The 18,905-nt window shown below is 73.1% G+C and carries 17 protein-coding genes; 11 read left to right on the top strand and 6 right to left on the bottom strand.

The annotated features are described in order from the left end of the window. Positions 1 to 9 precede the first annotated feature (9 nt). Positions 10 to 1,308 carry a TerD family protein gene (locus ACH4G3_RS21210; RefSeq protein ID WP_397625950.1) on the bottom strand — a complete coding sequence of 433 codons (1,299 nt, stop codon included), beginning with the start codon at positions 1,306 to 1,308 and terminating at the stop codon, positions 10 to 12. Between the two features lie 296 nt (positions 1,309 to 1,604). On the opposite strand from ACH4G3_RS21210, the gene ACH4G3_RS21205 reads away from it, so the two are divergent. The 4 genes from ACH4G3_RS21205 (at position 1,605) to ACH4G3_RS21190 (ending at position 6,349) form a co-directional block, all read left to right on the top strand. Then, the gene (locus ACH4G3_RS21205) at positions 1,605 to 2,036 is read left to right on the top strand and encodes a DUF6643 family protein (RefSeq protein ID WP_059423876.1); all 432 of its coding nucleotides are present in this window, start codon (positions 1,605 to 1,607) and stop codon (positions 2,034 to 2,036) included. Positions 2,037 to 2,081: 45 nt separating this feature from the next. After that, a complete protein-coding gene (locus ACH4G3_RS21200) occupies positions 2,082 to 2,900 on the top strand; it encodes an MOSC domain-containing protein (RefSeq protein ID WP_397625949.1) in 819 nt (272 codons plus the stop codon). Positions 2,901 to 3,074: 174 nt separating this feature from the next. Continuing rightward, positions 3,075 to 3,680, top strand: a complete 606-nt coding sequence (locus ACH4G3_RS21195; protein ID WP_397625948.1) for an Rv1733c family protein — start codon at positions 3,075 to 3,077, stop codon at positions 3,678 to 3,680. Positions 3,681 to 3,907: 227 nt separating this feature from the next. After that, positions 3,908 to 6,349: a right-handed parallel beta-helix repeat-containing protein gene (locus ACH4G3_RS21190; protein WP_397625947.1), complete on the top strand. Its 2,442-nt coding sequence runs from the start codon at positions 3,908 to 3,910 to the stop codon at positions 6,347 to 6,349. On the opposite strand, the gene ACH4G3_RS21185 is transcribed toward ACH4G3_RS21190, so the two are convergent. Beyond that, the gene (locus ACH4G3_RS21185) at positions 6,319 to 8,760 is read right to left on the bottom strand and encodes a hypothetical protein (RefSeq protein WP_397625946.1); all 2,442 of its coding nucleotides are present in this window, start codon (positions 8,758 to 8,760) and stop codon (positions 6,319 to 6,321) included. The genes ACH4G3_RS21190 and ACH4G3_RS21185 overlap by 31 nt on opposite strands. Before the next feature lie 282 nt (positions 8,761 to 9,042). Here ACH4G3_RS21185 and ACH4G3_RS21180 point away from each other — a divergent pair, with 282 nt between their 5' ends. Further along, positions 9,043 to 9,873 (top strand): DeoR/GlpR family DNA-binding transcription regulator, encoded by an 831-nt coding sequence (locus tag ACH4G3_RS21180; RefSeq protein ID WP_086854236.1) that lies wholly within the window; start codon positions 9,043 to 9,045, stop codon positions 9,871 to 9,873. A 63-nt stretch (positions 9,874 to 9,936) separates the two neighbouring features. Next, a complete protein-coding gene (locus tag ACH4G3_RS21175; RefSeq protein WP_397625945.1) occupies positions 9,937 to 10,407 on the top strand; it encodes an SRPBCC family protein in 471 nt (156 codons plus the stop codon). 31 nt (positions 10,408 to 10,438) lie between these two features. On the opposite strand, the gene ACH4G3_RS21170 is transcribed toward ACH4G3_RS21175, so the two are convergent. Then, positions 10,439 to 11,563: an L-cysteine desulfhydrase Cds1 gene (locus ACH4G3_RS21170; RefSeq protein ID WP_397625944.1), complete on the bottom strand. Its 1,125-nt coding sequence runs from the start codon at positions 11,561 to 11,563 to the stop codon at positions 10,439 to 10,441. Between the two features lie 403 nt (positions 11,564 to 11,966). Here ACH4G3_RS21170 and ACH4G3_RS21165 point away from each other — a divergent pair, with 403 nt between their 5' ends. Next, positions 11,967 to 12,290: a hypothetical protein gene (locus tag ACH4G3_RS21165; protein WP_020274729.1), complete on the top strand. Its 324-nt coding sequence runs from the start codon at positions 11,967 to 11,969 to the stop codon at positions 12,288 to 12,290. A 183-nt stretch (positions 12,291 to 12,473) separates the two neighbouring features. Continuing rightward, a complete protein-coding gene (locus tag ACH4G3_RS21160) occupies positions 12,474 to 13,007 on the top strand; it encodes an ATP-binding protein (protein WP_397625943.1) in 534 nt (177 codons plus the stop codon). Between the two features lie 53 nt (positions 13,008 to 13,060). Here the strand turns inward: ACH4G3_RS21160 and ACH4G3_RS21155 are convergent, their stop codons facing one another. Genes ACH4G3_RS21155 through ACH4G3_RS21145 form a run of 3 tightly spaced genes read right to left on the bottom strand, consistent with a single transcriptional unit; the run spans position 13,061 to position 16,652 of the window. Further along, on the bottom strand, positions 13,061 to 15,622 hold the full coding sequence (locus ACH4G3_RS21155; RefSeq protein ID WP_397625942.1) for an ABC transporter permease: 2,562 nt from the start codon (positions 15,620 to 15,622) through the stop codon (positions 13,061 to 13,063). Next, positions 15,619 to 16,374 (bottom strand): ABC transporter ATP-binding protein, encoded by a 756-nt coding sequence (locus ACH4G3_RS21150; protein ID WP_397625941.1) that lies wholly within the window; start codon positions 16,372 to 16,374, stop codon positions 15,619 to 15,621. The genes ACH4G3_RS21155 and ACH4G3_RS21150 overlap by 4 nt, the downstream gene beginning before the upstream one ends. Then, complete coding sequence (locus ACH4G3_RS21145; protein ID WP_397625940.1) at positions 16,371 to 16,652, bottom strand: SHOCT domain-containing protein; 282 nt, start codon at positions 16,650 to 16,652, stop codon at positions 16,371 to 16,373. The genes ACH4G3_RS21150 and ACH4G3_RS21145 overlap by 4 nt, the downstream gene beginning before the upstream one ends. Positions 16,653 to 16,839: 187 nt before the next feature. On the opposite strand from ACH4G3_RS21145, the gene ACH4G3_RS21140 reads away from it, so the two are divergent. From ACH4G3_RS21140 to ACH4G3_RS21130, 3 genes are read left to right on the top strand one after another with little or no spacing between them, the layout of a single operon-like run. Further along, a complete protein-coding gene (locus tag ACH4G3_RS21140; RefSeq protein WP_397625939.1) occupies positions 16,840 to 17,403 on the top strand; it encodes a TetR/AcrR family transcriptional regulator in 564 nt (187 codons plus the stop codon). Between the two features lie 11 nt (positions 17,404 to 17,414). Continuing rightward, a complete protein-coding gene (locus ACH4G3_RS21135; protein ID WP_397625938.1) occupies positions 17,415 to 17,993 on the top strand; it encodes a DUF4865 family protein in 579 nt (192 codons plus the stop codon). Continuing rightward, on the top strand, positions 17,990 to 18,898 hold the full coding sequence (locus ACH4G3_RS21130; RefSeq protein ID WP_397625937.1) for a phosphotriesterase family protein: 909 nt from the start codon (positions 17,990 to 17,992) through the stop codon (positions 18,896 to 18,898). The genes ACH4G3_RS21135 and ACH4G3_RS21130 overlap by 4 nt, the downstream gene beginning before the upstream one ends. Positions 18,899 to 18,905 lie beyond the last annotated feature (7 nt).

The raw sequence follows: 18,905 nt of genomic DNA, 5'->3' as shown, positions 1-18,905 counted from the left end.
CGGGAGGAGTCACTTCCTGCCGGGGGTCCAGTTCATGCCCCACCCGTAGGCGTAGTCGACGGTCCGCTGCGGGCTCACCCCGCGCTCGGGCACGAGGTAGCGCGCCTCGCGCTGTACGACGAGGTCGCCGCCCGTGTTGGTGATCAGGGCGAGCGCGCACACCGGCGAGGGGACGGTGCACTCGTCGAGGAAGAACTCGACGGGGGCGCCGTGCTGCGGCTGGAGGGTGACGGTGGCGTTCAGGTCGGCGAACGACCGGGCGCCTTCGTAGATGGTGACGAAGACGAGGATGCGCCGGAGGGCGTTCTTGTGGTCGAGATTGACGGTGAGGTTCTCACCGGTCGACACGGCGCCGGTGCGGTCGTCGCCGTCGAGGTGGATGTACGGGGGCTGGTGCAGCGCCCCGAAGGCGTTGCCGAGGGCCTGTACGACGCCCTTGCTGCCGTCGGTGAGTTCGTACAGCGCGCACAGGTCGAGGTCGAGGTCGGAGTGCATCGCGGCAGGGCGGCCGAACTTGCTGCTCCACCCCGAGAACTGCTTGCGCACCTGCCAGTTGAGGTTCACGTGGAGGGTGCCCGAGGTTCCGCCCTGCTTGGTGAGCGACACCGAGGGAGCCGCCTTGGTGAGCGTCACCTTGGTGAGGCGGACGGGCTCGGGCGGTGCCGCCGGGGGCGCGGCCGGCGGGGGCGGCGCCACCGGCCGGGTGGGCGGCGGGGGTGTGTACGCCGAGGGCGCGGCCACGGGCGGCACGGGAGTCGCGGCCGGGACCGGTGCCGGGGCCGCCTGCTGCGGTTCGTCCACCGTGATGCCGTAGTCCGTAGCCAGTCCTTCTAGTCCGCTGCTGTAGCCCTGGCCGACGGCGCGGAACTTCCAGGCGCCCTGGCGGCGGTAGAACTCGCCGAGCACGAAAGCGGTTTCGGTGGTGGCGCCCGGGTTGTCGAAGCGGGCGACCGGCGATCCCTGAGCGGTGTCCTGGACCTCGATGTACAACCCCGGGACCTGCCCGAAGGCGCCGCCGTCGGCGGAGGCGGCGAGGACGATCGTCTCGATCGCGGGCTCCACGCGCGTGAGGTCGACGAGGAGCGTGTCGGTCACCCGGCCGTCGGCGTTCCGCTTGCCCTCGTGCCGGATCGCGCCGGAGGAGTGCGCGGGCTGGTTGTAGAAGACGAAGTCCGCGTCCGAGCGGACCTTTCCGCTTACCAGCAGCAAAGCGGAGGCGTCGGCGTCGGGCACCCCCGGGCCGGCCCGCCAGCCCAATTCCACGCGCAACGCCGCGGTGGGCACAGGAGTATTTGAACCTTTCAGCATTTGCATGTCCGCCCCCATTGCGAGTCACCGCGCCAGGCACATCCCGGCCGTCCGTCGAGTTCCGTCCGCACAACCTATTCCTCCCCGCGGCGAACTCCCATGCACCGCCGGCGGAAGACCGGTGGCCAACTCCTGGTAACCGGCCCGGAACTCGGCCTTTACACGATCGGAGCCTTGTTCGGCGCCCCTTTTTGCCGAGTTCGCTCGCATTGGGGATACCCGGTCACTGCGGACACGGAAAACAACCCTCTTATCGGTCTCCCCAACCAGCACATCGTGGGCTTAACTTATGTGCCATGACCTCCCCCCGCTCCACCTATGGCGGCGGCTACTACTCCGCCTCCTTCCCGGACACCCCGATCTACGACAAGCTCGTCGCCGAGCGGGGCACCCCGCAGATCGCCCCGATCCGGGTCCCCGCGCAGTACGACACGCCGGGCGGCAACCTGCCCGCCCTCCCCTCGGCGCTGCCCGCTCTTCCGGCGGCCCCGTCCCAGCCCGCCTACGGGTATCCGCAGGCGCAGCAACCCGCCCCGCTCCAGCAGGCGCCCGCGGCGTACATCCCGCAGCAGGCGACCGCACCGCGCGGCTACCCCGGCCCCCAGCCGCAGCAGCCGCGCCCGGCCGCACCCGGCGCCGGCTACGAGGCGATGCGCCCCGCGGCTCCCCGGCCCGCCCAGGCTCCCTATCAGGACCCGTACAACAACCAGCAGTACCGCGGCTACTGAGCCGCCCACCCGGGGGCTGTCGGTGCCGGCTGGCACGATGGCCCCATGGGGAACGCACACCTGCACTCGATCCACGTCCATCCGGTCAAGGCGGTCCGGGGCATCGCGCCCCGGGAGGCCGCCGTGGAGCCCTGGGGGCTGGCCGGAGACCGGCGCTGGGTTCTGGTCGACGACGCGGGCAAGGTCGTCACGCAACGCCAGCAGCCGCGCCTGGCACTGGCCGCCGCCGAGCTTGTGCCGGACGGCGGCGTCCGGCTGTCCGCACCCGGCATGGAGCCCCTGACGGTGCCGGTTCCCCGGCCGTGGGGCACGGTGCCGGTGCAGATCTTCCGCGACAAGGTGGACGCAGTGCCCGCCGAGGACGAGGCCGCGCACGCCTGGTGCAGCGCCTACCTCGGCATCGGCGTGCGCCTCGCGCACATGGACGACCCGGCCACGCGTCGGCCCGTCGACCCGGAGTACGCACGTCCCGGTGAAACCGTCTCCTTCGCCGACGGCTTTCCGCTGCTGCTCACCACCACGGCCTCCCTCGACGCCCTGATCGCGCAGGATGACCACGCGGACGAGGGCCCGCTGCCCATGAACCGTTTCCGGCCGAGCGTGGTCGTGACGGGCACCGACGCCTGGGCGGAGGACGACTGGTCGCGCCTGACCATCGGGGACGTGTCCTTCCGCGTCGCCAAGACCTGCGGACGATGCGTGGTGACCACCACCGACCAGGGCACCGGCGAGCGCGGCCGCGAGCCCCTGTACAGCCTGGGGCGGCACCGGCGGCTCGGCGGCAAACTGGTCTTCGGGCAGAACCTGGTGCCCCTGTCCGGGGGCACGATCCGCGTCGGTGACCCGGTCAGGATCCTCGAGTAGGCCGGGCCGGAGGCCTGCACCCGGGCGGGAACCGCCCCGTGCGCCCGGGCGTTGGCCTTGTGTGAGAAGTTCATGAGAGTCGCCGGTGAGAGGTGATTTCGCTCTCTCTTCGCCGGGTCGGCGCGTGGACGGCTCCGCCGGGGGTTATCACGGAGCGGGAAGGGGGTGCAGGCAGTGCGAGCGATCAGTGGACTCTGGCGCTGGCGGCGCAACCCACTGTGCCGCGCCACCGATCTGGCCGAGGCCTGGGTGGCGCTGGCGGCCCTGGTGCTGATCCTCCTGGCCGCCCCGATGGCCGGTTTCCTCGTGGGGGGCGCCGCCCAGGACGCCCTTCAGCGCTCCGTCCGCGAGCAGCACGAAGCACGGCACCTCGTGACGGCCACAGTGGTCCGCAAGCTCGACCGCTCCCCGCTGGACGCCGACCCGGAGACGTCCACGGGCCGGGATCTGCGCACCCGCGTCCTCGCCGATTGGACGGCGCCGGACGGCACCGCACAGCACGGCTCGGTGCTGGCGAGCCTCAAGGACCCGCAGCAGGGCGACGAGTTCCGGATATGGACCGACCGGCAGGGCCGGATGGTGGCCCGCCCCCTCGACTCCGCGACGGCGTCGACGCACGCGGTCCTCGCCGGCTTCGGCGCGGCCCTGGTGGCCGGCGGTCTCATCGAGGGCGGCAGACGGCTGATCGTCTGGCGCATGGTCCGCCGCCGGTACGCCCGTTGGGACCAGGCATGGGACAAGGCGGGCCCGGACTGGGGCAGGACGGGCACCGGCAGCTGACAGCCTTCCGGCTCTGGTCATCCCACCAGCCGCGCGCACGCTACGGTGGTCCGGCCGAACCGTTCGGCACAACCCGCGCGCGAGCGAGCAGGAGGGGCGCGCCGGTCTCGATACCGCGTGCGCGCGCAGGCCCCAAGCCAGGCACGGTCGCGGTCCCGACACCGGAGGAAGCCGTCCCGAAGGCGAACGAGCCATCAGTACGACCGAGGTGGGGGCACAGCTACACCATGGCACAGGGCACGGTCCAGGTGACGCACACCGGCACGTCGCGGTGGCGGCGCCGCACGGGTGAGTACGCATCGCTCGCCGCTGCCCTGGAGGCCGCGGCCGACGGAGACGTCCTCACGGTCGCCCCCGGCACCTACCGGGAGAACCTGGTGGTGCAGCGGGCGGTGACGCTGCGCGGCCCCGAGGGTTCCCCCGGCTCGGTGCGGATCGCGCCCGTGGACGGCGTGCCGCTGACCGTGCGTGCCTCGGCGGTGGTCCAGGACCTGCACGTGGAGGGCCAGGACGCGGCGGCCCCCGCGGTGCTGGTGGAGGAGGGCACGCCGGAGCTGAGCAACGTACGGGTGGTCACGCGGTCGGCGGCCGGGATCGAGGTGCGCGGCAGCGCCCGGCCCACGGTCCGGCGCTGCGCGGTCGACAATCCGGCGGGCATCGGCATCGCCGTGCTCGACGGTGCGGGCGGGGTGTTCGAGGAGTGCGAGGTCGTCGCGGCCGGCCAGGCGGGCGTGGCGGTGCGCGGCGGCGCCCATCCCCGTCTGGAGCGCTGCCGGGTGCACCACACCTCCGGCTCGGGCCTGTCGGCGACCGGGGAGAACTCCGCGCTGGAGGCGGTGGGCTGCGAGATCTACGAGGTCCGGGGCAGCGGTGTGCAGATCACCGGCCGGGCCACCGCGCACCTCACCGACTGCGATGTGCACCGCACGACGGCCGACGGTGTCACGCTCGACACGGACGCGGTGCTGACGCTCGCCGACTGCCGTATCCACGACATCCCGGAGAACGCGGTCGACCTGCGGTCCCGTTCCGTCCTCACGCTGACGCGCACCACGGTGCGGCAGTTCGGGCGCAACGGCCTGTCGGTGTGGGACCCGGGCACACGCGTGGACGCCAACCAGTGCGAGATCTTCGACAGCACGGGCGACTACCCGGCGGTGTGGGTGAGCGACGGCGCCACGGCGGTGCTCGACTCGTGCCGGGTACACGACGTGCCGGACGCCCTGTTCGTCCTCGACCGCGGCTCGCGCGCGGACGTCGTCGACAGCGACCTGTCGCAGGTGCGCAACACGGCCGTGTCGGTGAGCGACGGGGCGACCGCGCAGCTCGACGACTGCCGGATCCGGGACGCGGCGACGGGCGCCTGGTTCCGCGACCACGGCAGCGGCGGCACCCTCAGCAACTGCACGCTGGACGGCACCCAGACCGGCGTCATCGTCACCAAGGGCGCCGACCCCACGGTGGAGCGCTGCACGATCGACTCACCCGCGGAAGCGGGGGTGTACGTCTCGGCCGGCGGCCGCGGCAGCTTCCAGAACTGCCGGGTGACGGGCAGCGGGGGCTACGGCTTCCATGTGATCGACGGCAGCCGTACGACGCTGCGGAAATGCCGCACGGAGCGGTGCGCGCGCGGCGGTTACGAGTTCGCGGACAGCGGCGCGGACGCGTCGTCCGGGGCAGGCCCCGTGTTCGAGGACTGCACCAGCGACGAGAGCGCGGGCCTGCGGGCACCGGCGGCGCGGGAGACGGCCGTGCAGACGGTGAGTCACTCCCCCGGCCTGCTGGGCGCGGTCCCGGGGCAGCGCACCGAACCCGAGCCCCCGGCCCCGGCCCCGGTCGCGGAGCCCGAGCAGACGGCCCGCGCCTCCAAGGACGTGCTCGGTGAACTGGACGCGCTGGTCGGCCTGGAGAGCGTCAAACGCGAGGTGCGCGCCCTCACCGACATGATCGAGGTGGGCCGGCGCCGGCAGCAGGCGGGCCTGAAGGCGGCGTCGGTCAAGCGGCACCTGGTCTTCACCGGCTCCCCCGGCACGGGCAAGACGACGGTGGCCCGGCTGTACGGCGAGATCCTCGCGTCGCTCGGTGTGCTGGAGAAGGGCCACCTGGTCGAGGTGTCCAGGGTCGACCTGGTGGGCGAGCACATCGGCTCGACCGCGATCCGCACGCAGGAGGCCTTCGAGAAGGCGCGCGGCGGTGTGCTGTTCATCGACGAGGCGTACGCACTGTCCCCCGAGGACGCGGGCCGCGACTTCGGCAAGGAGGCCATCGACACGCTGGTGAAGCTGATGGAGGACCACCGGGACGCGGTCGTGGTGATCGTCGCGGGCTACACGGCCGAGATGGAGCGCTTCCTGTCGGTCAACCCCGGGGTGGCGTCCCGCTTCTCACGGACCATCACCTTCAGCGACTACGGCCCCGAGGACCTGCTGCGGATCGTGGAGCAGCAGGCCGAGGAGCACGAGTACCGGCTGGCGGAGGGCGCGGCGCAGGCACTGCGGAGGTACTTCACGGAAATGCCGAAGGGCCCGGCGTTCGGCAACGGCCGCACCGCGCGGCAGACCTTCGAGGCGATGGTGGAGCGGCACGCGAGCCGGGTCGCCCAGCTCCCCGAGCCGAGCACGGACGATCTGACGCTCCTCTACGCCGAGGACCTGCCCGAGCTGCTCTGAGGACCGGCGTCCGCACCGGCCTCCGCACCGGCCTCCGCCTCCGCGCCCTGCTCGGCCTCCGGGCCCGGGCAGGGCGGCTCGGCCGTGTGACGGGGTGCCGGCAGGCCCGGTCGCAGCCGGGCCAGCAGCTTGCGGCGCTCCTCGGCGAACACCGGATCCGCCTGGTAGTCGGAGTGGCCGAGGATCGGCGCGGGCAGTGGATGCAGGTCGTTGCGGCCGTAGGAGAGGGGATCCTGCAACGGCACGTGGTCGACCCCGAGGTCGTGGTTGCCGGGCAGGCGCACCGGGCCGCCGATGGGGTCGGTGAGCCGGTACAGGTTGCGCCAGCAGTCGATCTCCCGGTGCAGGGAGCTGAGCGCGGCGGGGCCGAAGTGCGCCGGGAACCAGCGGCCGTAGAGCCGCTCCAGCGGCGAGCCGTACGTCAGCAGCGCGACGCGTCTGCGAGTGGACGGCGCCAGTTGCCAGGCCGCGGCGGCGGCGAGGACGCTGCCCTGCGAGTGCCCGGAGATGACCAGCCGTCCGCCGGTGACGCGGGTCCAGGTCGCGATCCGCCAGGTCAGGTCGGGCACCGCGCGTTCGGCGTAGCAGGGTGGGGCGAAGGGGTGGGCGGCGCGCGGCCAGAAGGTGCCGACGTCCCACAGGATGCCGATGGTGCGGCGGGCGGCGGCGTCCTTGTAGGCGCGCCTGCCCCAGGTGACGAACAGTATGAAGCCGAGGCCGATCAGCCAGGAGCCGAGGGCCTGGGCGGTCTCGGCTGCGCCGTGGACCACGGGGTAGGTGCCCTGCGCCGCCTCGCCCGGTGTCTCGTCGGTGGTCAGTGCGCCCACGAGGGCGCCGGCGCCGAGCAGCAGGGTGACACCGGAGGTGACGGCGACGACGCGGGGTCCCCGGTCGGTGAGGGAGGCCATCGCGCGGGTGTAGGCGATACGGCTGGTGCGGGCGCGGTCCTGGACCTCGTCCGGATAGTCGCGGGCGACCGCCTCGCGTTCGGCGCGGGCGAGCTGCCAGGCGCGGTGGGCCAGCCAGCCGAAGAGCACCAGCAGCACCACGATCAGGGGCGGGATCACGGACGCCTGCCAGGTCAGCAGGACCGGCGGGCCGTCGATCGACGTCCCGGTGCCGTCCAGCCAGTCGGACACGCGCTGCGACACGCCGCCGGACATCACGCCGCCCAGTGCGCAGGCCAGCATCGCGACGGCCGGTCCGCCGAGGCCCCGCAGTACGGCCCGCCGGTCGGGGTCGGTGCGGTGCAGTGCGTGCGCGACGCCGGCCAGGACGATCACGAGCAGGCCCTGGACCAGGGCGAGACCGCCGAAGGTGGCGTCGCCCGGCAGCCGGCCTGCCGACTCCCAGCCGGGGCGCTCCCAGCCCGCGTACAGCAGGGCGAGGGCGAGCAGGACGAGGGCGGCGAGCGGCAGACGTCGTACGAAGCGCTCGTCGAGTTCCCGGTCGATGCGTCTCTCGCTGCGGCCCCGGCGGCACACCACCCAGACCACGGCGACGGCGCAGGCCACCAGGGCGGCCTCCAGGAGCAGGCCCATGGTGTTCAGTGCGGCGGGGCCGCCGGGCTCGCGGTCATGGCGGGCGGCGGCGCCGGCGACCGCGGCGGCGACCGTGACCAGTCCGGCGGCGGTGTGCGCGGCACGCAGCCGGGCGACCAGCCGGCGTCCGTACCAGAAGCCGGGCCGGCCCAGCGCGGACGGACGGTCGCCGTCCTCGTCGGGCTCGGGGTCGCGGGCCGGCGGCTGCTGGGACTCGTAGTCGCTCCAGGTGCGCCGGGACAGGTACCACAGCAGACCGGTCAGGGCGGTCGGGACGAAGGACGCCAGGGCGAGTCTGCGGCCGGGGCTGCTCCACCAGCCGCCGTCCGAGACGGTGGGCGACAGGAAGCCCAGCCAGGAGTGCCGGTCGGCGCACGCGCGCGTGCCCGCGCACTGCCAGGCCACCAGGTCGAGGGCGACCTCGCAGGCCGCCGAGACGAGCAGCACCGTCAGGGTGAGCCCGGCGAGCCGCACCAGGAGGCCGTACAGGCGCACGGTGCGGCGGCGGCCGCGGGCGTTGGGGCGCATCCAGTGGGCGAGGTTGACGACCATGAACGGCAGCAGCAACAGCCACAGGGCGCGGGTGCCGTTGCCGGAGGTGAGGTTGCACCAGACGTAGGCCTCGGGCACCGGTCCGTCGCGGCGGCGGCCGTCGGGGCTGGTCTCCGCGTCGACGTCGTCGGCGCGCCGGAAGACGGCCGCGATGCCGTCGCCGGTGATCCGCACCGTGCGCGGATCGTCGAGCATCTCCTGCGGCGTGGTGCCGCCCACGCCGTGGACCAGGAGTTCCAGGGCGGTCCCCGTCTCACCGGGCCGCCGGGCGGGCTGGTCCGGCCCGCCGGTCGAGGCCTGTTCCTGCGCACGTTCCACTGATTCGCACTTCCCCCGTGACACGCCGTCGGCTCTGTCCGTGCGGGCACAAGGATCTCCACTTCCGCGCCGCCGCACACCTCCTGTCACGGAATCTCCCCGATCCGTGACCATGCGGAGAGCCGCGGGTGACATGTGCGCGACGAGCGGTCGGTGGCGCCGCCGGCTCCGCGACATGCGAGGATGAGGCGTCCGCGCACCGGAGCCGGGAGAGAATGTCCTGGTTGGGGCAGGTGTGCTGGGCCTGACGGACGGCATTGAGGCGAAAGGACCGGAGCGTACGTGAGCGAGAATCAGAACCTCCTCGCGGAGCAGCGGCGATCCCTGATCCTCGACGAGGTCCGCCGCCGGGGCGGGGTCCGGGTCAACGAGCTGACCCGCAAGCTCGGCGTGTCGGACATGACGGTCCGCCGCGACCTCGACGCGCTCGCCCGTCAGGGCGTGCTGGAGAAGGTGCACGGCGGCGCGGTCCCGGTGGTCGAGGCGAGTACGCACGAACCGGGCTTCGAGGCCAAGTCGGGGCTGGAGCTGACCGCCAAGGAGGACATCGCACGGGCGGCGGCCAAGCTGGTCGCGCCGGGCGCGGCGATCGCCCTGTCCGGCGGCACGACGACGTACGCGCTGGCGCAGCAGCTGCTGGACGTGCCGGACCTGACGGTGGTCACCAACTCGGTGCGGGTGGCCGACGTCTTCCACGCGGCGCAGCGCACCTCGGGGCCGCGGCAGGGCGCGGCCACGGTCGTGCTGACCGGCGGTGTGCGCACCCCGTCCGACTCACTGGTGGGGCCGGTCGCCGACCAGGCGATCGCGGCGCTCCACTTCGACCTGCTGTTCCTCGGGGTGCACGGCATATCGGTCGAGGCCGGCCTGTCCACGCCGAACCTCGCGGAGGCGGAGACGAACCGGCGGCTCGTGCAGTCGGCCCGGCGGGTCGTGGTGGTCGCCGACCACACCAAGTGGGGCAAGGTGGGTCTGAGTTCGTTCGCCTCGCTGGAGCGGATCGACACGCTCGTGACGGACGCCGGTCTGCCGGACGAGGCGCGCGGTGTGGTCGTGGAGCATCTGCGACGGCTGGTGGTGGCCGGGGAGCCCGAGGAAGGGGCAGACATCTGACGGGCCGCCAGCTAGGGTGACGCTGCCGGCCATCGCCCGCTCCCGTGCAGGAGGGCTTCGTCCATGGCTCACCGTCTGCGCCCGGTGGGGCTCGACTTCGTCGGGATCGCGCCCGTACGGCACGTCTCCGTGCGGGAGATCTCCGCTCCGGTGGAGGCCGTCTACCGGGCGCTGGCGGACGTGCCCGGCTGGGCCGACTGGTTTCCCCAGGTGAGCGCCGCTCGCCCGATCGACGACGGGAAGGGCCGCGACATCCGGCTCCTGGGAGGGGTCCGGTTCCGGGAGTCGATCATCGCGGCGCGGGAACCCGAGGTGTACGCCTATCGCGTCGACGTCACGAACGTGCCCGGGGTGCGTGCGATCGCCGAGGAGTGGCGGCTCGCCCCGGCCGGTGCCGGCACGCGGGTGCAATGGACGTTCGCGACCGACGGGACGGCGGCGTACCGGCTCGCCATGAAGCCGGTCCGGGCGGCTCAGGCCAAGGCCTTCCGGGACGCCGTCTCGGCGCTGGACCGGAGGCTGGCGGCTTCGTAGAGCCGCCCGCCGGCGGGCCCGGGGTGCCGTGTCAGTCGGGCCAGACGCCCGTCTCCAGCAGCGAGTCGATGACGGCCGTGTACGGCCCGATGTCCAGCCCCTGGGCGGCCAGCCAGGTGTCCGAGTAGTACTTGTCGAGGTACCGGTCCCCCGGGTCGCACAGCAGTGTCACGACGCTCCCCTGCCGTCCCTCGGACACCATCTCCGCGACGATCTTCAGCGCGCTCCACAGGCCCGTGCCGGTCGAGCCGCCCCCTTTTCGGCCGATGGCGCGCTCCAGTGCCCTCACCGCGGCGACACTGGCCGCGTCGGGCACCTTCATCATCCGGTCGATCGCGCCGGGCACGAAGCTCGGTTCCATACGGGGCCGGCCGATGCCCTCGATCCGGGAACCGCAGTCGCAGGTGACGTCCGGATCGCCGGTGGTCCAGCCTTCGAAGAAGCAGGAGTTCTCGGGGTCGGCCACGCAGACGCGGGTGTCGTACTGCATGTAGTGCACGTAGCGCGCGAGGGTCGCCGAGGTGCCGCCGGTGCCCGCCGTGGCGACGATCCACGCCGGCTCGGGGAACCGCTCCCTGCGCAGCTGCCGGAAGATGGACTCGGCGATGTTGTTGTTGCCGCGCCAGTCCGTGGCCCGTTCGGCGTAGGTGAACTGGTCCATGTAGTGGCCGCCGGTCTCGGCCGCGAGGCGGGCGGACTCCTCGTACATCGTGCGGGGGTCGTCCACGAAGTGGCACCGGCCCGCGTGGAACTCGATGAGGCGGATCTTCTCGGCGCTCGTCGTGCGCGGCATGACGGCGACGAAGGGCACGCCGATGAGCTTCGCGAAGTACGCCTCGGAGACGGCCGTCGAGCCGCTGGAGGCCTCGATCACCGGGCGGCCCGGCCGGATCCAGCCGTTGCAGAGGCCGTAGAGGAAGAGCGAACGGGCGAGCCGGTGCTTGAGGCTGCCGGTGGGATGGGTGGACTCGTCCTTCAGGTACAGGTCGACGCCCCACCGCTCGGGCAGGGGGAACTGGAGGAGGTGCGTGTCGGCCGAGCGGTTGGCGTCGGCCTGGACTCTGCGGACGGCCTCTTTCAGCCATGCGCGGTAGGCGGCGTCACTGTGGTCGACGTCGAGGGTCACACCGGTCCGGGTCTGCTGGGGAGTGCTCACGAGGGGGCTCCTAACGCTGCGCGCCGACGACGCGTCGCGCGGCCGACACCCCGATCATAAGCACCTTCCGCACGCTTCTCACCTGCATAAACGCACCTTTGAGCCCCCCAAAGCGCCCCCTGGGGCAGGGCCCGGGGCAAGGGGGCGCGCGGTCCCGGGGGCGCACTTGTGTGTGTGCTCCGGGCGCCCCCTGGAGAGGGGGTCTGCTGTACTGGTGCTCGACGCCGGGTGGGGGCAGACTTCAACCGCGGGACCGGAGCCCCGGACGGGGTACCGGCAGGGGTAGGGCGCACCACCGGAGCGGGTCTCCGGACGGGGGCACACTGGATCAGGACACGAGCCTGTGCCGGGCACCGCGCAGAGGGCGGGCCGGTGCACCGACGCGCACAAGGGGGCGGGTGGCATGGCGGAGCCGGAGTTCAGGGCCACGGGCGTGCGGATCGGGAAGCGGCTGCGTTCGCTCACCCGGGCCGGACAGGTCCGGATCAGCGACGGCCGGCTCGAGTTGCTGACCAGCTACGGCAGTGAGATCGACAGCGCGCCGGTGCAGGCGGTGCGCGCCTCCAAGCCCTGGTTCGGCCCCGATGACCGGGCCACGGCGGATCTCAACGGCAACCGCTACCAGCTCACGCTGGGCGACCACGATCCCGCTCCGGGCGAGCCGGGGCCGCCGGCGGCACGGCGCTTCATCGAGGCCGTGCGCAGGGCGGCGGGGCGCGGCGGCTGAGATGTCCGCGAGTTGCGGTACCCCACCCCCTGCGTCACTCTGGTCTCACGTCACTCTGGGTTTACCGGCGATAACGCTGCGAACCAGCCCGCCGGCCACGACAGCGGGCGACAGCGTCACGAAGGCGCCCTGCTGGATCCGAACTCCGTGTTCTTCCGGACCTCACGTCGGGGAGTCGCAGCCGTGATCAGCTACCCAAGCAGGCACTGCACGGTGGAGCTCCAAGCCCTGCCGTCGCGGATCGGCCAGGTCCGCAGAATCGTCTCTGCGCAGTTGCGCTACTGGCATCTGGACGCTCTGATCGACCGGGCCTCGCTCGGGGTGACGGAGCTGTTGTCCAACGTCCACCGGCATGCCCAGCCCGACAAGACGTGCACCGTGGAGATAGAGCTGCTGCTCGACCGGCTCACGGTCTCGGTGCGCGACCACGACCCGCGGATGCCCGTGGTCGACGACGCCGAGCCGCTGGCGACCTGCGGGCGCGGGCTCGCGATGGTGGCCGCCATGAGCGAGAGCTGGGGCGTCCGGCCGGACGGCGAGTCCGGCAAGGTCGTGTGGTTCACCCTCCCGACGACCTCCGCCGCGGTGTCGCCGCCGTCTCGCCCGGCCCGGCGCACGGTCCAGGAGAAACCCGCGCGCAGGTTCGCGGAGGTCGGGCACGCCGCCGACGGGCTGCTGCCCGAACATGCTCCCGCCCGGTCCGCCGTTGCCGGTTGACCGGGCGGTGACCACCCTTCGCACGGGGGCCGCGTGGGCGGACACCCACGGGGTCACTCGGTGGCGATGGCCCGCAGCACGTCCAGGCGTGCCGCGCGCCGGGCCGGGCGCAGCCCCGCGAGAGCCCCGGCCGCGAGACCCACGAGGGCCACGACCGCCAGCTGCCCGGGCGGTATGGCGAAGGCGAAGGCGCTGTCACTGGCGCCGTCCGAGGCCCTGACGAGGACCCAGCCGAGGAAGGCGCCGAGGGCGAGCCCGCCGGCCGTACCGAAGGCGGCGACCAGCACCGACTCCCAGCGGACCATGGCCCGCAGCTGGGAGCGGGTCTGGCCGACGGCCCGCAGCAGGCCGAGTTCACGGGTGCGTTCGTGGATCGCCAGGGTCAGGGTGTTGGCGATGCCGAGGAGCGCGATGACCACGGCGAGGGCGAGCAGGGCGTAGACCAGCGTGAGCATCATGTCGATGCCGCCGGCCGAGGACTGCGCGTACTCGTCGCGGGTCTGGACCTCCGGGTTGCCGTACCGGGCGGCGGTCTTCTCCACCGCCGCCTTGCCCGCGTCCGTGCTCACGCCGTCCTTGAACGTGACGGCGACGAGGGTGTCGGAGTCCTGGGTGCGGTGCGGGGCCCAGGCGGCGCGGGTGATGACGTAGTCACCGGCGAGTTCGGACTGCCCGTAGACCGCGCGGACGGTGAACGTCTCCTTCCTGCCGTCGGTGAAGGTGAGCTGGGCCTTCCCGCCGGTGGTGAGGTGCTGCCGGTCGGCTTCCTTCTCGGTGACGGCGATGCCGTCGGTCCCGAGGTCGCGCAGGGAACCCTCGATCCTTCCGAGGTCGAAGGTGCGTTCCAGGGCGACCGGGTCGGTGACCGTGAGGGCCCGGCCCTCGCCGTCGACCTTGGCGACACCCCGGCCGAGTCCGACCGCTGTGCTCACCTCGGGCAGCTTCTGGACCGCGCCGGCCAGCCGAGGGCTCAGTCCGCTGCCGCCGGCGCCGAAGGACGGGGCACTGACGGCCACGTCGCCCGCGAAGGATCGGGACACGGTCTGGTCCATGGTGGCCTTCAGCGAGGCACCGAACACCGTGAACAGCGACACGACGGCCACGCCGATCATCAGGGCACTGGCGGTGGCGGCCGTGCGCTTGGGGCTGCGCAGGGCGTTGCGCCGGGCCAGCGCGCCGGTGACACCGCGCAGCCGGCCGAGCGGGCTGCCGAGGATGCGGACGGCGGTGGCGGAGGCCACGGGGCCGAGCACCACGAAGGCGACCAGGGCCAGCACGGCGCCGGAACCCGCCAGCCAGACGGACGGTGACACGAGGACGCCGGCCAGGGTGAGGGCGAGGGCCAGCACCACCAGGCCCGTGCCGGTGACCGCCCGCAGGCGGGACGCGCCGGAGGTGTCGACGGCCGTCTCGCGCAGGGCGGCCAGGGGTGCGGTGCGGCCGGCGCGTACGGCGGGCAGCAGGGCGGAACCCAGGCAGACGACGATGCCGACGGCCAGTGGCAGCGCCAGGGACAGGCCCTTGACCACCAGGTCGCCCTCGGGGAACGGGAAGCCGATGGCCGGGAACAGTGCCTGGAGCCCGGCCGCGACGCCGATGCCGCCCGCCAGGCCGGCCAGGGACGCGGTCACGGCCACGGCGGTGGCCTCCGCCAGGGTGGTGACGGTGACCTGGCGGCGGGAGGCGCCCAAGGCCCGCAACAGGGCGTTCTCACGGGTGCGTTGGGCGACGACGATGGCGAAGGTGTTGTGGATGGAGAAGGTCGCCACCAGCAGGGCGACGCCGGAGAACACCAGCAGGAAGAGCGTGAAGATGCCCAGGAACTGGCTGGAGATCATCTCGTTGTTCTCCTCGGCCGACTCCTGGCCGGTGATGGCCTCGACGCCCGGGGGCAGGACGGGTGTCAGCCGGTCGACGAGCTCCTGCTGGCTCACCCCGGGGCCGGCGCGCACCTGGATGCTCGCCGCCTCGCCGGGCCTGGCCGTGAGGTACTTCTCCGCGTCGGCCGCGGTCATCCCGGTGAAGGTCACCTGCGCCATGCCGTCCGCACCGGCGAAGGTGGCGAGGCCGACGACGGTCACCCGGACCGGGTCGGGGGTGCGCAGGGTGGTCGTGTCGCCGATCTTCAGGTCGCCCTTCTCGGCGGTGCCGCGGTTGACGACCACCTCGCCGGACTTCTGCGGGGCCCGCCCCTCGGCGAGCCGGTACGGGTTGAGCTGCGGGTCGGTGATCCAGTTGCCGGCGAGGGTGGGCGGGCCCTGGCCGCCGATGGGGTCGCCGTTCGCGCCCACGAGCTGCCCGGCGCCCTGGATGTTCGGCACGGCGGCCGCGACGCCCGGGACCTTCTCGACGGTCCTGACCAGGTCGGTGGCGACCGGCTGCCGTACGCCCTGGCTCTCCCCGGGCGTGGTGATGGCGTCGGCGCTGCGGACCACGGCGTCGGTGCCACTGGTCGCCTTGCCGAACATCGAGTCGAAACCGGCACGCAGCGTGTCGCCCATGACGAGCGTCCCGGCCAGGAACGCCACGCCCAGGAACACGGCGAGGAACGTACCGGCGAAGCGCCGCCGGTGGGCGCGCAGGGAGGACACGCTCAGGCGTACGGAGGCGTTCATGAGGGCACCTCGAAGGCCTTCATCCGGTCCAGGACCCGGTCGGCGGTGGGGGATTCCATGCGGTCGACCAGGCGTCCGTCGGCGAGGAAGACGACCTCGTCGGCGTGCGCGGCGGCCACGGGGTCGTGGGTGACCATGACGACCGTGCGCCCCGTCCGGCGTACGGTGCGGCCGAGCAGGCCGAGCACCTCCTCGCCGGAGCGCGAGTCGAGGTTGCCGGTCGGCTCGTCCGCGAAGACGACGTCCGGCTGTCCGGCGAACGCCCGGGCCACGGCCACGCGTTGCTGCTGTCCGCCGGAGAGTTCGGCGGGCCGGTGGTGGAGCCGGTCACGCAGTCCGACGACGTCGATCAGCGCGTCGATCCACTCCGGATCGCCCCGGCCGCCCGCCAGGTCCAGGGGCAGCCTGATGTTCTCCGCGACGGTGAGGGTCGGTACCAGGTTGTACGCCTGGAACACGAAGCCCACACGGCCGCGGCGCAGGAGCGTGAGGCGGCGGTCGTCGAGGCCGCCCAGGTCGGTGTCGCCGATGGCGGCGGTGCCAGAGGTGAGCGTGTCCAGCCCGGCCGCGCAGTGCATCAGGGTGGACTTGCCGGAGCCCGAGGGCCCCATGATCGCGGTGAAGCGGCCGGCCGGGAAGCTCACGGTCACGCCGTCGAGGGCGCGCACGGCGGTGTCGCCACCGCCGTACACCTTCACCGCGTCGACGACCCGGGCGGCGGGCCGCGTGGTCGTCGTGGCGGTCGTCGTCATGCCGCACCTCCCTTGCGGCCGAACTCCTCGTTCAGCACGGACAGCCGGCGCCAGTACTCGTCCTCGTCGATCTCGCCGGAGGCGAAGCGGTGCCCGAGGACGGCGATGGGCGAGTCGTTCCCGACCGGGGGCTGCCGCCAGGGGCCGCCGCGGCGGCCACGCCACACCGTGCGGCGCAGCAGCGCGATGCCGCCGCCGATGACCAGGGCCCAGATCACCGGGAAAAACAGGATCCACGGGCCGGGGCCGCCGTCACCGAAGTTCGCCAGGGTCTGCATGTCGTCCAACTCCTCGGATGCTTTGCTGCCATGTCCTGTCTGTGCTTGACGAGAGTCGTCCCGCGAGGGGTCCCCGGTCGTCGTACGGCCAGCGGCACTGTGCGTACCCCGTGGGGAGTAGGCGGGCGGGTCCCGGGTGCTCCCCGCGGTCTCGACTTCTGTAACTACTGGTATGTACAGTGAGGTCATGAGCACCTCGGAACGGCTGATCGAGTCCACGCGCGAGCTGCTGTGGGAGCGCGGCTACGTGGGCACGAGCCCCAAGGCGATCCTGGAGCGCGCGGACGCCGGGCAGGGCAGCATGTACCACCACTTCAAGGGCAAGCCCGACCTCGCGCTGGCCGCGATCCGGCGGACCGCCGAGGAGATGCGGACTACCGCCGCGGGAGTACTCGACGGCCCGGGAACGCCCTACGAGCGCATCGAGGCGTATCTGCGGCGCGAGCGGGACGTACTGCGGGGCTGCCCGATCGGCCGGCTGACCATGGACCCGGACGTGATCGCCAGCGCCGAGCTGCGCGCCCCGGTCGACGAGACGCTCGACTGGATCCGGGAGCGGATCGCCGGGATCGTCGAAGAGGGCAAGGGGCAGGGCCAGTTCGCGCCCTCGCTGGACGGCGGGGAGATCGCCGCGGCGGTCGTCGCGACCGTCCAGGGGGGATACGTCCTGGCCCGCGCCTCCGGCTCCCCCGCCGCGTTCGACGCAGGGGTGCGGGGGCTGCTGTCCCTGCTGGCACCCCGTTCCGCCTGAGGAGGGCCTGAATGCACGCCATGCAGTACGAGCTCACCCTGCCCGCCGACTACGACATGGGAGTCATCCGCGACCGGGTCGCCCGCCTGGGCCGGCTGCTCGACGACTGGGACGGGCTCGGCTTCAAGGCCTATCTGGTGCGCGAGCGCGGTCTGCGCGGCTCGCCGGTCAACCAGTACGCGCCCTTCTATCTGTGGAACACCGTCGACGGCATGAACGCCTTCCTCTGGGGCGGCGGGTTCCAGGGGCTCAGTGACGACTTCGGGCGGCCGTCCGTACGGCAGTGGACGGGGCTCGCGTACGAGGAAGGGGGCGGTGCGCAGGCGCGGTTCGCGGTACTGCGGCGCCAACCCGTCCCGGCGTCGGGGCCGTTGGCCGAGGCGGTGGAGGAAGCGGTCCGGGAGGCGCGGCGGCTGGCTGCGGAGGACGGGGCCCTGCTCGCCGCGGCGGCCGTCGACACGAGCCGCTGGGAGCTGGTGCACTTCTCCCTCTGGGAGCACGACAGGCCCAAGACCGATGGCGACGTGTTCGAGGTGCTGCACCTGTCGGCACCGGGCCGGGACAGCCTGCCCCGGGGGCGCCGGTGGTGAGCGCGGTCCGCACGGTACTGGGGGACGTGCCGCCCGCGGCGCTCGGCGTGTGCGACGCCCACGACCACCTCTTCTTCGGCAGTCCCCGGCTGCCCGGCCAGGAGCTGCGCGGCGTGGCGGCGGCACGGGCGGAGCTGGTCGCGTTCCGGGAGCAGGGCGGCGGTGCCGTGGTGCAGTGGACGCCGTACGGGCTCGGGCGGCGGGCCGCCGATCTGCCGCCGCTGTCCCGGGAGACCGGGGTGCACGTGGTGGCGGCGACCGGACTGCACCAGGCCGTCCACTACGACGAGGGCACACTGAGAGGGCTGCGCCACCGGCTCGCCGGTGTCTTCGTCTCCGAACTCACCGAAGGCATCGGCACGTCGGGAGTGCGCGCGGGGCTCGTCAAGGTCGCGGGCGGTTTCCACGCCCTGGACGCGCACGCCCGCTGGACCATGACGGCGGCCGCCGAGGCGCATCACGCCACGGGCGTGACCATCACCGTGCATCTGGAGCTGGGCACCGGTGCGCTGGACGTACTGGACCTGCTGTGCGGGGAGTTGGGGGTGCCGCCGCATCGCGTGGTGCTCGGGCACCTCAACCGCTCGCCCGACCTCGTGCTGCACCGGCAGGCCGCCGAGTCCGGCTGCTATCTGGCCTTCGACGGCCCGTCGCACGCCCACCACGCCACGGACTGGCGGATGCCCGACGCCGTGCGGGCCCTCGCCGACGCCGGGTTCGGCGACCGGCTGCTGCTGGGCGCGGACACCACGACGGCCGCCGCCCGCTCGGTGTGCGGCGGCCCCGGGATGCCGTATCTGCTGCGCCGGGTGCGCCCCCGGCTCGTCCACGCGGTGGGCGAGGACCTGGTGGGGCGCATCCTCACGGAGAACCCGGGCCGGGCGTTCGCGGTGGAATGGCGCTGACCGCGTG

The organism is Streptomyces afghaniensis, from assembly GCF_044327915.1.
GTDB classification, from domain to species: domain Bacteria; phylum Actinomycetota; class Actinomycetes; order Streptomycetales; family Streptomycetaceae; genus Streptomyces; species Streptomyces afghaniensis.
The sequence above is the reverse complement of the archived record's forward strand: the minus strand, read 5'-3'. Positions and strand labels throughout refer to the sequence as shown.

What these genes read in the sequence shown, in the direction of transcription:
- ACH4G3_RS21140 (WP_397625939.1), top strand. Translation starts at nt 16,840, where the DNA reads ATGAGCACCTCGGAACGGCTGATCGAGTCCACGCGCGAGCTGCTGTGG.
- ACH4G3_RS21210 (WP_397625950.1), bottom strand. Translation starts at nt 1,308, where the DNA reads ATGCTGAAAGGTTCAAATACTCCTGTGCCCACCGCGGCGTTGCGCGTG.
- ACH4G3_RS21200 (WP_397625949.1), top strand. Translation starts at nt 2,082, where the DNA reads ATGGGGAACGCACACCTGCACTCGATCCACGTCCATCCGGTCAAGGCG.
- ACH4G3_RS21205 (WP_059423876.1), top strand. Translation starts at nt 1,605, where the DNA reads ATGACCTCCCCCCGCTCCACCTATGGCGGCGGCTACTACTCCGCCTCC.
- ACH4G3_RS21155 (WP_397625942.1), bottom strand. Translation starts at nt 15,622, where the DNA reads ATGAACGCCTCCGTACGCCTGAGCGTGTCCTCCCTGCGCGCCCACCGG.
- ACH4G3_RS21165 (WP_020274729.1), top strand. Translation starts at nt 11,967, where the DNA reads ATGGCGGAGCCGGAGTTCAGGGCCACGGGCGTGCGGATCGGGAAGCGG.
- ACH4G3_RS21150 (WP_397625941.1), bottom strand. Translation starts at nt 16,374, where the DNA reads ATGACGACGACCGCCACGACGACCACGCGGCCCGCCGCCCGGGTCGTC.
- ACH4G3_RS21145 (WP_397625940.1), bottom strand. Translation starts at nt 16,652, where the DNA reads ATGCAGACCCTGGCGAACTTCGGTGACGGCGGCCCCGGCCCGTGGATC.
- ACH4G3_RS21190 (WP_397625947.1), top strand. Translation starts at nt 3,908, where the DNA reads ATGGCACAGGGCACGGTCCAGGTGACGCACACCGGCACGTCGCGGTGG.
- ACH4G3_RS21135 (WP_397625938.1), top strand. Translation starts at nt 17,415, where the DNA reads ATGCACGCCATGCAGTACGAGCTCACCCTGCCCGCCGACTACGACATG.
- ACH4G3_RS21175 (WP_397625945.1), top strand. Translation starts at nt 9,937, where the DNA reads ATGGCTCACCGTCTGCGCCCGGTGGGGCTCGACTTCGTCGGGATCGCG.